This is a genomic window from Corynebacterium provencense (assembly GCA_900049755.1).
Lineage (GTDB): Bacteria > Actinomycetota > Actinomycetes > Mycobacteriales > Mycobacteriaceae > Corynebacterium > Corynebacterium neomassiliense.
In genome coordinates this window covers 375,972-388,852 of record LT160592.1, presented here as the reverse complement: position 1 = coordinate 388,852, position 12,881 = coordinate 375,972, and the positions used below count along the sequence as shown (strand labels likewise).

General features: G+C 68.9%; 12 protein-coding genes. 7 read left to right on the top strand and 5 right to left on the bottom strand.

Annotated features, from left to right (window positions below; all coding sequences use genetic code 11):
- Window positions 1-65 precede the first annotated feature (65 nt).
- The 5 genes from BN3906_RS01760 to BN3906_RS01740 all read left to right on the top strand — a co-directional run bounded on the left by BN3906_RS01760 (window position 66) and on the right by BN3906_RS01740 (window position 7,623).
- Window positions 66-1,763 (top strand): DUF3375 domain-containing protein, encoded by a 1,698-nt coding sequence (locus BN3906_RS01760; RefSeq protein ID WP_066583358.1) that lies wholly within the window; start codon window positions 66-68, stop codon window positions 1,761-1,763.
- Window positions 1,760-2,407, top strand: coding sequence for a DUF4194 domain-containing protein (locus BN3906_RS01755; RefSeq protein WP_066583355.1), 648 nt, complete (start codon window positions 1,760-1,762; stop codon window positions 2,405-2,407). The genes BN3906_RS01760 and BN3906_RS01755 overlap by 4 nt, the downstream gene beginning before the upstream one ends.
- Window positions 2,404-5,874, top strand: coding sequence for an ATP-binding protein (locus BN3906_RS01750; protein ID WP_066583352.1), 3,471 nt, complete (start codon window positions 2,404-2,406; stop codon window positions 5,872-5,874). The genes BN3906_RS01755 and BN3906_RS01750 overlap by 4 nt, the downstream gene beginning before the upstream one ends.
- Before the next feature lie 171 nt (window positions 5,875-6,045).
- A complete protein-coding gene (locus BN3906_RS01745; protein WP_066583349.1) occupies window positions 6,046-7,242 on the top strand; it encodes an MFS transporter in 1,197 nt (398 codons plus the stop codon).
- Window positions 7,243-7,293: 51 nt separating this feature from the next.
- Complete coding sequence (locus tag BN3906_RS01740) at window positions 7,294-7,623, top strand: ArsR/SmtB family transcription factor (protein WP_066585793.1); 330 nt, start codon at window positions 7,294-7,296, stop codon at window positions 7,621-7,623.
- 173 nt (window positions 7,624-7,796) lie between these two features.
- On the opposite strand, the gene BN3906_RS01735 is transcribed toward BN3906_RS01740, so the two are convergent.
- Window positions 7,797-8,906, bottom strand: coding sequence for a zinc-binding alcohol dehydrogenase family protein (locus BN3906_RS01735; RefSeq protein ID WP_066583347.1), 1,110 nt, complete (start codon window positions 8,904-8,906; stop codon window positions 7,797-7,799).
- Window positions 8,907-8,968: 62 nt separating this feature from the next.
- On the opposite strand from BN3906_RS01735, the gene BN3906_RS01730 reads away from it, so the two are divergent.
- A complete protein-coding gene (locus BN3906_RS01730; protein WP_066583345.1) occupies window positions 8,969-9,313 on the top strand; it encodes a winged helix-turn-helix transcriptional regulator in 345 nt (114 codons plus the stop codon).
- A gap of 144 nt (window positions 9,314-9,457) precedes the next feature.
- Here BN3906_RS01730 and BN3906_RS01725 read toward each other — a convergent pair whose 3' ends face one another.
- From BN3906_RS01725 to BN3906_RS01715, 3 genes are all read right to left on the bottom strand, one after another.
- Window positions 9,458-10,195, bottom strand: coding sequence for a VOC family protein (locus BN3906_RS01725; protein ID WP_066583343.1), 738 nt, complete (start codon window positions 10,193-10,195; stop codon window positions 9,458-9,460).
- 289 nt (window positions 10,196-10,484) lie between these two features.
- Window positions 10,485-10,886 carry a helix-turn-helix domain-containing protein gene (locus tag BN3906_RS01720; RefSeq protein WP_066583336.1) on the bottom strand — a complete coding sequence of 134 codons (402 nt, stop codon included), beginning with the start codon at window positions 10,884-10,886 and terminating at the stop codon, window positions 10,485-10,487.
- A gap of 168 nt (window positions 10,887-11,054) precedes the next feature.
- The gene (locus tag BN3906_RS01715; protein ID WP_066583334.1) at window positions 11,055-11,297 is read right to left on the bottom strand and encodes a hypothetical protein; all 243 of its coding nucleotides are present in this window, start codon (window positions 11,295-11,297) and stop codon (window positions 11,055-11,057) included.
- A 71-nt stretch (window positions 11,298-11,368) separates the two neighbouring features.
- On the opposite strand from BN3906_RS01715, the gene BN3906_RS01710 reads away from it, so the two are divergent.
- Window positions 11,369-12,076 carry an SDR family oxidoreductase gene (locus BN3906_RS01710; protein ID WP_066583331.1) on the top strand — a complete coding sequence of 236 codons (708 nt, stop codon included), beginning with the start codon at window positions 11,369-11,371 and terminating at the stop codon, window positions 12,074-12,076.
- A 5-nt stretch (window positions 12,077-12,081) separates the two neighbouring features.
- Here the strand turns inward: BN3906_RS01710 and BN3906_RS01705 are convergent, their stop codons facing one another.
- A complete protein-coding gene (locus BN3906_RS01705) occupies window positions 12,082-12,861 on the bottom strand; it encodes a class I SAM-dependent methyltransferase (RefSeq protein WP_066585790.1) in 780 nt (259 codons plus the stop codon).
- Window positions 12,862-12,881 lie beyond the last annotated feature (20 nt).

Below are 12,881 nucleotides of genomic sequence, written 5' to 3'. Positions count from 1 at the left end.
GGTCGGCCGGAGGCGTCTGGGTGGGGTCGGGGAGGGTCCGGGGCGGGTGCTAGCCTCAGACGTCGATGACCAACCCACGTGCAGCAGCCGCCTACCTCAGGGCGTCCGAAGCTTTCCGGAATCCCACGCTTGACCTGCTGCACGGCAGGTTCGCCCCTTTCGTGGTGACCGCGTTGTCCCTTGTCTTCACCCCGGACCGGCCCGCCGTCACGGTCACTGACGCCCATGTGGAGGTCGGCGACATCGCCCGCGAACTCCGTGACAGCGGCTTCGAGGGTGTTCCGGCGGGGAACGGCCGTGAGATCTGCCGGTACTGGGTCCGGGTGGGGTGGATCGTCCCCCGGATCCGGCACGCAGGATCCGGCACGGTGGCCGCCGCACCTGCGGGTGCAGGCGGGGTCCACGGCACCGGAGGTGGCCGTGAAGTGCCGTACACGCTGACGACGCCGGGTTCCGGACAGTCGGGCCGGATCGCGGCAGCAGCCGACGCCTCTGAGGGCGTCGAGGAGTACCGGTTGTCCGCCCAGGCGGTCGGAGCCCTGGAGATCGCCGGCAGGGCAGGAGGGGGCAGGGCCCGGGTGACGCGTTCCCGGGTACGGACCCTGCTTGACTCTGTCGAACGGCTGGTGGCAGACGCAGAGACCGACCCGCAGAAACGCATCGGGAACCTCCGACGGCAGCGCGACCAGATCGACGCCGAGATCAAGGCTCTACGCGAGGGTGGCGGGGACCCGGTGGACGACGAACAGCTCCTCGAGGAGGTGGAGAATGTCCTGCACCAGGCACGGGAACTGCCCGCAGATTTCGTCCGGGTCGCCGAGTCCATCACGGCGATGCAGCGTGACGTCGTCACCGACCTGCGAAGGGATGTCAGGCCCACTGGGGAGGTCCTGCGCGGTTACCTTCACCGGGGGCAGCATGTCATGGAGGGCACGCCTGAGGGCCGTGCCTTCGCCGGGGCGCTGAAACTCATCGGTGACCCTGAGCAGATCGACCTGCTCACTGACCAGCTGCATTCCCTGCTCTCCGCCCCTTTCGCCCGTGCCCTGAGCCCGGAGCAGCGTCGGGATCTCGCTGCTATGGCGGGCCGTGTGGAGCAGGGTGTCTCCGAGGTGCTCGCCGCCCAGCGTCAGGCGTCGCACGTCATCACCGCCCAGGTCCGTGTCCACGACCCTCTGCGTGACAGGGAGGTCGACGATCTGCTGCGCAGTGTCATGTCCGGTCTCCAGTCGTGGATGCGGGATGACCCCTCCGCCGGAGGTCACGTCGATCCTCTGCGGCGTTTCCCGGCCACGGCGGTGGGGAATCTTCGGCGGACTCTCGGTGACCCGGGTCCGTCGGCAGGTCCTGCCCCGCTGCGCAGCGCGGAGGATGTCCCGGACCTGGACGCGGATTCGGTGGCGGAGGACGCCAGGGCGTGGGGCGGGCCGCGGTACGACGAGCTGGAGGAGACCGTCTCCGGGCTGGGCAGGGACGGTGAGACGCATTTCGACCTGGCTTCACTGTTCTCCGGGTGGCCGGGGGACGCCCGGCGTCCCGTCGATCTTCTCGGCCTGCTGGAGATCGCCCACCGCAACGGCATGGTCGAGACCGGCGAGGTCAGCGTCGTCGAGGCGCGGCGCCCGGACGGGACGGTCCGACGTTTCGCCTTCGGTGGCGTCACCGGGTCGACGTCCCCGGAAGAGCAGGAGAGCCCTGACCGGAATCAGGACCGAAATCAGGACCGGAATCAGGACCCGAAACAGGAAGGCCAGCACCAGTGAGTGAACCCAGCGGTCCCTTTGTCCCGCAGGTACCCGTCGAGGAGTACGTGGAGGAGTGTTTCGCCGGCGACCGTGGCGTCCTCGACCCCGAGGTCCGCCGCGTCCTCGTGCGCGTCCTTCAGCGCCGGTTCCTGCTCGCCGAGCGACACCGGGAGGACTGGCGCGTCCTCGTCGACAACCGCGGGATCATCGAGTCCCGGCTCCACGACCTCTTCGTCCGGTTGGTGGTGGACACGGACCGGGGCGTGGCCTACAAGGAACAGGTGCGTCCTGACGACTGTGTCGCCACCGATGTTCCCATCCTGCTCCGCGATGAGGCGTACACGCGCACTGAAACTCTTGTCCTGGTGTACCTGCGCACCGTCTGGCAGCGCGAGTCCACCGCGGGCGAGACCGCGGCGCGTGTCGACGTCGAGGAGGTCGAACAGACCGTTCTGACGTACTTCACCGACGGTGACGGCGACATCGCCCGCCGTCAGCGGTCGGTGCGCAAGGCCCTGGAGCGCCTGCGCCAGGAGGGGCTCGTCGACGAGGAGTCCGAGGGGCGCTACCGCGTCAGCCCGCTCGTGGAGATCGTGCTCAGCGCAGAGAAACTGCGCGAACTGGATGACTGGCTGAAGAGCCGGAACGGAGCCGCACAATGACCGCAACGACAGGACCGTCCATGCTCGACACCCTGTTCGGCCTCATCCCGGCGGAGTCCCGGGGCCAGCAGTGGCTCGCCGAAGACCTCCAGGTGGTCAACTGGGGAGGATACGACGGGGCCCACCGGATACGGTTCGCCTCCACGGCGACGTTGCTCTGCGGTGGCTCAGGTTCGGGGAAGTCGACCCTGATGGACGCCTACATCGCACTGATGATGCCCCACACCACGCCGTTCAACGGGGCGTCGAACGGTGGCGTCACCGGGCGTCCCCGCGGTGGTGACCAGCGCAACATCCTGTCCTACGGGAGGGGCAAGCTCGACGAGTCCAGGACCGGTGAGGGCACCCGGGTCCGGGTGCTCCGGGGCGACGGTGCCGACACCTGGACAGCGGTGGCGGTGACCTGGGTCGACAATGCGGCGGCATCCGGGGCAGGGGAGAGGTTCACGGCGGTGCGGGCCTGGTACATCCCGGCGTCCGCGCGTCTTGTCGAGGACACGGTGAAGGTCAGGGGGGTGACCCGGGGACCTTTCGACCTGGCGGATCTTGAGCAGGCCGCCTCACACCGGTTCGGCGACCACGCGGTGAGGGCCACCGGTCTGGAGACGACGGCCACCGACCGTGAGTTCCTCGCCCGCGTGCAGTCGGTGCTGGGGATCGGGGCGGCAGGAGCCGGGTCGAAGGCGATGAACCTGCTGGCACGGATCCAGGCCGGTCAGCAGATCACCACCGTCGACGAGCTCTACAAGCGGATGGTTCTCGAGGAGCCGGAGACGATGGCGACCGCGGACGCCGTCGTCGAGCACTTCGACGAGCTCGAGGGCACGCGTATGCGCATGGTGAACGCCCGCCGGCAGGTCAGGGCGCTGGAACCGGTGAGGGAGGCGGGAAGGAAGATCGCGGACGCCGCGGAGAGGCTCCGCCTCATCGAGTCGGTGGGCAGGTTCCGGGACCCCTCTTCACCGGCTTCGCAGTGGTTGTCGCGTCGGCGACTGGAACTGCTGCACTCGGCGGAGGAGTCGCTGCGCAGCCGGGTCGTGGAGGCCGAGGCTGCCGCGGCCGCCGGCGAGGCGTCGGTGGATGCGGCGGAGTCCGAACGCGACGGTCTCGTCGAGGTTCTGCGCAGTTCGGGAGGCGACCGGCTCGATTCGGCGCAGCGGGAGCTCCTGGCGGCGCAACGTCGCCTCGTCGAGGTCCGTCGCACCAGGGAACGGGTCTCGGGCCCCGGCCCTGACGGTGTTCTCGACGGAGTCACCGATGCCGGGTCGTTCGCGCGGCTGGTTGCCCGTGCCAGGTCGGTCCTGGAGGATTCCGGGCACAAGACCGCCGCCCGTGCGGAGTACGCGGAGGCCCGCGCATCGGCGACGGCCCTGGCGGACCGGCTCCGTGATCTTGAGGCGGAACACCGGGCGGCCCTGCAGAGTGCGGACAGTATTCCGGCGGAACTGCACGAGGCCCGTGCCGTTCTGGCCGAGGCGGCCGGTGCCGATGTCGCGGACCTGCCTTTCGTCGGTGAGCTGGTGGAGGTGAAGGCGGAGTTCGAGCCCTGGAGGGAGGCGTTCAACCTGGCGCTCGGCGGTTTCGCCACGACGATGCTCATCGACGGGTCGCAGCTGGACAGTTTCCGTACCGCCGTCAACGGTGTCCGGACGCGCGTGCGGGTGCGTTTCGAGGGGGCGCGGCCGGGGATGACACCGCGTACCTGTGATCCCGGGGCACTGCCGGGGCGCCTGGACTACCGTGGCGGCCGGTTCACCGGTTGGCTGCAGGACCGCCTCGAGCGCAGTTTCGGTTTCGTGTGCGTGGACGACCCCGGCCGGCTCGGTGAGTACGGTGCCGCGCTGACGGTCACCGGTCAGTTGTCCCGGTCCGGCGGTGGTGCCCACGGTGGCCACGGGCGCCGAAACGTGTTGGGCTTCTCGGGTCAGGGCCGCGCCGGGGAACTGGCGCAGCAGGTCGCGGCGGTGCGCGGTGAACTGGAGGACGCCGCGGACCGGGTCCGTACGGCGGAGGAGGCGTTGGACGCTGTTGACGCAGGGGTGGACGCCTACCGCCGTGTCGTCGACCTGACCTGGGAGCAGCTCGACGTCGCCGCCGCGCAGGCGGAGGTGGACCGTTGGCAGGGGATTGTCACGGGCATCGCCGGGGGGAGTCCCGAGATCGCGGCGCTGCAGGAGAGGATCGCCGAACTGAAGTCCCGCACGGCGGAGCTTCGGGAGGAGACGGGCCGTGCCCGTGGTGAGTACCGTCGACTGCTCGACCGGTGGGACCGGGTGAACGGGGAGATCGACCGTGCGGAGGAGGAGCTGGCGGCTGCGGATGACGCCGGGGACGGATCTGATGAACCGGCGGTGGTGCGCGGGGTGCGGGGGACGGGTCGGGGCCTCACCACCGGGCAGGACAGGTGGCTGAGTGACCGCTTCGCGGCGGTGGTCCCCGGTGTGACTGACGGACGGGATGCCGGGGAGGGAGCAGAAGGTCCGGGGTCGGACCCGGAGTCCCGGCTGGCGGGCTTCGATGCGGCGGCGGAGGTGGCGTCGCGGATCCTCGAGGAGGACCGGGACGCCGCCGGGGCGACACTCTCCGAGCAACGGGCCCTGCTGCGGCGCACGATGGAGTCTTTCCTGGACAACTGGCCGAATCCGTCGCTACGGGCGGATCCGGACAGTTCGCTGAAGGACTTCGAGCGGCTCCTGGATGACCTGGAGTCCAGTGGCCTCCACACGCTCGAGGCGGAGTGGAAGCAGAGTCTGCTGACGTTGTCGGGCAATGACCTGACCAACCTGGACTCGACTCTGGGACGGGCCCTCCGTGAGATCCGGGAGCGGATCGAACCGGTCAACCGCATCATGGCTGACCTGCCTTTCTATGATGACGACCACCGTCTGCAGATCACTCTGCGGGAGAACCGTTCCGAGGTCAGGCGTCGTTTCCGCAGGGAGCTGCGGGAGGTCCGTGGACTGGTCGGGGACGCCCGGACCGACGGTGACAGGGAGCAGGTCTATCCCCGTGTGGCGCGGCTGATCAACCGGATCCGGCGTTCCTCCCCTGACTTCGCCGACCTGGTCGACGTGCGCAACCATGTCCGGGTCAGTGCCGAGAAGACTGACGCCGTGACCGGGGAGCACGTGGCGCTCTACGACCACATCGGGGAGAAGTCCGGTGGTGAGTCGCAGGAGCTCATCGCCTTCATCGTGGGCGCGGCACTGCGTTACCAGCTGGGGGACGCCGACGCGCCTCGGCCCCGTTATGCGCCGGTGTTCCTCGACGAGGCCCTGATCAAGGCGGACGCCCATTTCACGCGCCGGGCGATCGGTGCCTGGCGTGGACTGGGTTTTCAGCTGGTCATCGGTGCTCCGGTCGACAAGTACAGTGCCATTGAGCCGCACATCGACGCCGAGTACGACATCCTGAAGGACGCCTCGGGGAGGTCGTGGGCGAAGCCGAAGGTGGGGCTTCCCGGGTAGGGGTGGCGTGGGGCCGGGGGAGCCCCTCAAATTGTTCGACTTTTGTCGAACGGTCTGAGATACTGCACTCGCTCAACTGTGCCACAAAAGTCGAACGATTGGAGATCCGGTGAACGACGCCACCCGCCCCCTCTGCCCGGGGACAACCACCACCCGACGGAGGAGGACTGCATGATCGCCGGAATCTGGCCGCTGGTCGCAGCCACCGCCGCACTCGGTATCGACGCCTACGTCCTGGCCGGGGTACTGCCGGAGATCGCAGAATCCCTCAGCACCACAGCATCCGTGGTCGGCCTCGGGGTCACCGCCTTCACCGCCGCCTACGCGCTGGCAGGGCCACTGCTGTCGGAGAGACTCTCCGGAGGCGGGGTGTCCCGGGCCCTGCTTGTCGCACTCGGGGTGTTCAATCTCGGCAACCTCGTCACCGCCGTTGCACCGGGACCTGTCGTGTTCCTGCTGGCGCGTGCGGCAACCGGGGCGGGGGCGGGCATCGTCACGGCGGTGGCCACCGCCACCGCCGGTGCGATGGTGGCACGGGATCAACGTGGCCGGGCGATGGCCGCGGTGACTTTCGGGCTGTCCCTGGGCACCGTCGCCGGAGTGCCGGCCGGCATGCTCATAGGACAGAACTTCGGATGGCGGTGGACCATGGGACTCGTCGTGGCCGTCGGAGTACTCGCCATGGCATCTCTGCTGGCCCGACGCCGGTCACTGCCCCGCGACGCAGGAGCCACGGCAGGCCCGGCCTTCCGTGTGCTGCGGACCGCGCGGGTGCGCGCCGGTACCGTGGCGGCCTTCATGCTGGGAGTGTCCAGTCTGGGCCTGTACACCTACCTGCTGCCGATGGCGGACTCCGCAGGGCTCGGTGGCCTGGGTTTCACTCTCGTCTGGGCCTGGGGCATCGGTGGAGTGGCAGGGTCGGCCCTGGTGGGCAGACTGCTCGACCGGTCAGGTCCGCGACTGCTGCTCGTCCTGCTTCCGGCACTGCTGGCCGCCGGCTTCCTGCTGTTGTGGCTCGTGGCGTCCCCGGTGGTGTGGGTGGGTGCTGCGGTGGTGTGGGGTGCGGCGGGCTGGGCCGGTGTACCGACACTGCAGCAGGCGCTCACCGTCGACAGGCCGGAGAGCGCGATGCAGGTCGTGGCCTTTCAGATGGCTGCCATGTATCTCGGCTCCGCGACGGGTTCCGCCCTCGGCAGCGTGCTGCTCTCCTCGGGAACCGGGGCAGGTGACCTCGCGGCCTGGGCTGTGCTCCCCGCGCTCCTCGCCGTGGTCTTCGCCGGAGCTGTCGCCGTCGACCTGCGCAGGGGACGGGGCCGGGACACTCGAGGCCGGGACACTCGGGGCCGGGACACTGCACCGGCAAGGTAGCATCGGGTCGGTAGCGCAGGAACCCGGGGAACCGGGATGACAGGAGAGGCCGTGTCCCCAGCACGCAGTTACGAGCACCCGGACGCCGCGGACATCACCCTTCCGCGGGTACTCTTCGCGCTCAGCGACCCCCTCCGCCTCGGCATGATCCACCGTCTGGCGGACAACGGTGGTGAGGTCGACAGCCGTGAACTGGGACCCGGACTGCCCAAATCCACCCTCACCCATCACACCCGTCTCCTGCGGGAGTCAGGGCTGACCTGGACCAGGGGAGAGGGAAGGAAATGCCTCATCAGCCTCCGCAGGGGAGACCTGGACGCCAGGTTCCCCGGGTTGCTGGACACCGTCCTGGAAGGATGGCGGCCGGAGTCCGGAGTGTGACGGCCACTGTCCGCACCGAGACCTCCGCCAGGCCCTCCACCACCTCCACCGGCTCTGCATCACGCAGGGGGTCAGCCCGGGTCGGCCCGGGTCGGTCCGGTGCTGCCCGCTGTCCCGGCGTGCCCGGTCGCCCTGGCACTGCAGGTGTCCGCGCGACACCGTCAGGCATGGGGTCATGCTCGGCTGTTCGCCGACGTCCGGACGGGGAGCGGTGACTGCTCCCACCCGCTGACCACGACTTTCCCGAGCGTGTGGTTGCTCTCGACCAGGCGGTGCGCCTCCCGCAGCGTCCCCGCGTTGATCGGGGAGAGGTGGTCGGTGACAGTGGGACGTATCTTCGCGGCGTCCACCAGTTCGGCGACCTTCTCCAACAGCTCGTGCTGGCCGGCCATGTCCGGGGTCTGCTCCAGGGACCGGGTGAACATGAGCTCCCAGTGCCAGGCGACGGACCGGCCCTTCAGTGGCTCCACGTCACGCGGACCGTCATCGATGGCGACGATGTCACCGAAGGGACGCATGATCCTCGCGTACAGCGGGATCTGCCCCTCGGAATGTGCGGTGAACAACCGGTCCACGCCACGGGGAGCGGCAGCGAGGACGGCGTCGGCGAAGGCGTCCTCACCGAGGTGATGGTCGACGACATACTCGGCGCCGAGATCGCGCACCCACCGGTTCCGCTCCGCCCCGGACGCCGTCGCGATTGTCCTGACATGCGGCAGAAGTGCCTCGGCGAGCTGCAGTACCGCAGAGCCCACGCCACCGGTCGCCCCGACCACCAGCAGTGTGCCGGCGCTGTCCGCGGTGAGCCGCAGCCGGTCGAAGAGCACCTCCCACGCGGTGATCATCGTCAGCGGGAGGGACGCCGCCTCCGCCGCGGACACGCTGGCGGGTCGGTGTCCGACGATGCGCTCGTCCACCAGGTGCAGTCGCTGGTCCGTGCCCGGCCGGTCGATCTGGCCGGCGTAGAAGACTGCGTCCCCGGGGGTGAAGAGCGTGACCTCGTCACCGACGGCGACGACCGTGCCCGCGGCGTCATACCCGAGGACACTGAACCCGGCCCTCGGGTCCACCGGCGCGCCGGCACGCTGCTTGACGTCCACCGGGTTGACCGAGACAGCCTCGACGTCGACGAGCAGGTCGTGAGGGCCGGGGGAGGGGACCGGGATCTCGCGCTCGATGAGGCAGTCCGGATCGGTGACGGGCAGGTTGGTGAGATAGCCGACGGCGGTGGTCGTGGTCGGCACGGCAGTCGGCGTGATGTCTGGAGTACCCATGGCGTCCATGGTTCCCGTCCTCCCCCGGTTACCCGCAAGGGTACCTGGTTACCGAAAGGTATCATCACAGTATGAACGCACATTCCGGATCGTCCTGCGACCGTAACAACGTCTACGCGGCGATGTGCCCCTGCCGTGAGATGCTCGACCTGCTGGCGAACAAGTGGAGCGCCCTGATTCTCGGGGCGCTGGAGGAGGGGCCGCTGCGCTTCGGTGAACTGAAGCGGAAGCTGGAGGGGGTGAGTCCCAAGGTCCTGTCCCAGACGCTCAAACGTCTGGAGGAGCAGGACCTGCTCACCCGGACCGTCTACGCCGAGGTCCCCGCCCGCGTCGACTACGAACTCACCGACCTGGGGTACGGGGCGTCGGTCCCGCTGAAGGGACTACGTGACTGGGTGGAGGAGAACGTGGGGTAGCGGCCACCGACCGGACGGTCACCGGTGATCCGGCCGACAGCAGCACCGGCACCGGCACAGAGACAGCCACCGGAACGAGCATGGACAGCACGTGGACGTGGCGGAGGCTTCGGAGGCTTCGGAGGCTTCGGAGGCGGCGGCGGTTCACACTTCCGGGTATATGGTCAGCCCGGCAATCTCGGTGGGCTCGTCCCCGAACCTGCTGACCGTGATCCCGTACAACCCTTCGGGGGCGTCGGCATCGAACCGGATCTCTGCGTCCTGAAGATCCACTGTCGTCCCGCGGACGCCGCAACCGATGAGTGAGGCGAGGGAGGCGGCGTCCTGCTCCGGAGTGGCGCTGCCGACGAGGAGGGCGACCAGCTGAGGCCGGTCCGGGTCGAAGACCACGCCGTTCGCCGCGCGATGTTCGGCACGCATCCGGGCGATGACCTCACGCGGCGGGTTGTAGGCGATGAAGAAGGGCGTGACGTGTGGAACGTCGGTGACGTGGACCTCGGTGAAACCGCCCTGACGGTCCTCGAACCAGACCTCGTCGATGATCACCTCGTGCCCTACGGCGCGGAGACGGTCGATCGTGGCCCGGATGTCGGGGACGTTCACCGCGAAGGTCAGGGGTCCCTCGCCGTCGAGGGCATCGATCGCCGGACGCAGTACCTGCAGGCCGCGGGAGTATTTCGAGGTCTGGACGGCGTCCCAGTCATCGACGGTGGCGAGTTCGACGTAGCGTGCATCGTCGATGCCCCAGGCAGCGTTGCGGAAACCGGGCATGGTCAGGGCGGGGTAGGTGGCGAGTCCTGCGTTGTCGTAGGACGCTGTGGTGGCGTCAAGGTCGGCGACCCAGTGGATGAGGTGGTCGAAGGCGGCGGGTGGCGTCGTCATGGGGGTCTTTGTAGCATGACCGAACCTGCCGGTGAATCCCCCCGAGGTTGAACCCGGGGACGCCGACCCCGTTGAATTACAGGGCGCTGCTGCTGATCCGCCGGTCACCGGCCTGCGCAGCATCCGCGACGCCTGTTGACCCGACCGGTACGCGCACTGGCACCGCTGAAGCTCGAGGGAACACTGACCTCGCACCTCCGGACCACGCCTTCGAGCTCGTGCGCAGTAGATACCCCGGCATCATGCAGGCACCTGACCGGCTGAGAGCGGTACAGCTCAACGCCTGCCTTCAGCGCGTCTTCTCCGCGTAGACAGTGGGGCGCGGGAGATGGACCTGATCATCCAGGGTATCGACGGACAGATCCTCGCTGTCGGGTCGAAGCTCGCGGGTCAGTGTGCGTGCGTTGACCGCTACCGCGTCCGCCGGTGTCTGCAGGCGCGGTGCCTCGGAAATGTGGGCGTCGATGATGTCCCGGACACGGTGGGTCAGGTCATTTACGTGGTTGCGGTGCCGGAGCAGTGCGCTGACCTGGGCATCCTGCCCGTCGCGGCGTGCGCGAACGACGATGTCGCGGGCAAAGGACGATGCCGCCGACGGTCCGGGCCGTTCAGTGACAAGGTGCTGAGCCGGTTCGATGCCGCTGGCGAGGTCGGAACAGGAATGACTGCGACTGCCGCTGACGTCGAGCACGTCCCGGACGACCGTGACCGCGGTGGACTCTGCATCGGGCCGGTCCTGCAGCTGCGCTGCGTGGTCCCCCGGCGCCCGTCAGACAGCCCGGACCCTGCGAGAGTGAAGGTTCCCGAACAGATACTGACGAACGCTCCACCGTACGGATCTCCCGGGGGCGGCCGCAGTCTACTTCTTCTGCAGCTGTCTGAAACCCAGCCAGCCGACGAGGACGATGAGCAGGATCGGCAGCAGCTTGAAGATCACCGCCACAGCACCGGCGAAGGCGGTGACCACCGCCACGACCGCGAGAATCAGGGTGAGGACGCCCAGTCCCACCGACAGGCCCCGTCGGTTCTGGTCCCAGGCCCAGTAGGCCCCGAGGCCGGCGATCGCGCCGAGGATGAGTGTGGTGAGTGAAGTTCCGAACATCGCGTGTTCCTTTCATGCTGTCAGCAGGAGTTCTCCTTGCCGAGCATACGGGCACAGCTAGGATCGGGGACATGACCCGCTCCCCGGAACCCGCAGGCGCCCCGCACACCCCGCTTCCTCAGCCTCCGCTGGCCCTCGTCACGGGCGGGTCCAGCGGTATCGGTGCGGCGGTCGTCGCCGAACTCTCCCGGACCCACCAGGTGATCTCCTGGTCCTCGGCGGACGCCGACCTGTCCGACCCGGACTCGATCGCGGAGGCGTTCGCCGGGCTGCGGGACCCGCGCACCGGGGCAGCACCTGAGCGGTTGGACGCCCTCGTCCATTCGGCGGGACTGTCCTGGGAGGCGACGGTGGAGGACGCCACCTGGCAGGGCTGGGAGAGAATGTTCCGGGTCAACGTCTTCGGTGTCGCCGAGTTGACGAGACTCCTGCTGCCTGCGTTACGCGCGGCCGGCGGAACTGTCGTGGCGGTCAACTCCGGATCAGGCCACCGTTCCGCCCCCGGCATGTCCCAGTACTCCGGTTCGAAGTTCGCGCTGCGTGCGTTCACCGATGCTCTGCGCGAAGAGGAACGGGGGAAAGTGAGGGTGACGTCGGTCCATCCCGGAAGGGTGGACACCCCGATGCAGGTCGCACTCCAGGCCGCCCGCGGGAACACCGCGTATGACGGGGCACGCTATGTGCGTCCGGAATCCGTCGCGGCGGCGGTCAGACTCGCCCTGGACACCACCGACGAGGCCACCGTCGAGGAGATCACCGTCCGTCCGGTACGCCCCTGACGGATTCACCGGTCGGGCTTCTCCGCGACGAAGATCGCCGTGCCGGGGAAGACCCTGCCCCGGGTCGCGGACCACTGACCCCAGGTCGGGGTCCCTTCCCGCCACTCGGGTTCGAGAAGGTCGACCAGCCGCAGCCCGGCCCCGGTGAAGGCGCGTACCCAGTCACCCGTGGTGTGGTGGTACTCCGCGTAGCGCAGCACACCCGGATCGTCCGGGTCGTCGCGCTCCCACTCCAGGTAGGCGTCCTGGAAGTAGGGGATGGATGCGGTGAGTTCGTCGGGGTCATCGGGGAAGATCCACGCGGTCGGATGGTTGGTGGCGATGACTGCCCGGCCGCAGGGGCGCAGGACCCGGGCGAGCTCGCGTACGGCCACTCCGAGGTCGGGTAGGAACGGGTAACCGCCGAAGGAGGAGAAGACCACGTCGGCGCAGCTGTCCGCCAGGGGAAGACAGGAGGCGTCCGCCTGCACAGGATGAAGACCCGGGGTGCGGGGTATCCGCGACAGCATCCCCCGGGAAATGTCCAGGGCGATGACCCGGGCCTGACGGTGAAGGGCGACCCAGGCGCCGCACGGCGCGGAGCCGCATCCGATCTCGACGACCGTCCGGCCCCGGAGGTCGTCAGGTCCGCCCAGAAGGTGCGCCTCGTCCTCGGTGAGCCGCTCGGGACACCAGTGGAAGGTGGCCAGGTATTCTGTGTGGTCCTCGTGGTACCGGCGGGCGTCCCGGTCCCAGAATCTGCGCTGTACCGCGCCCGGGCCGGGGGAGTCCTGTACGCCCGACACCACCCTGTCCCTACCTGGTT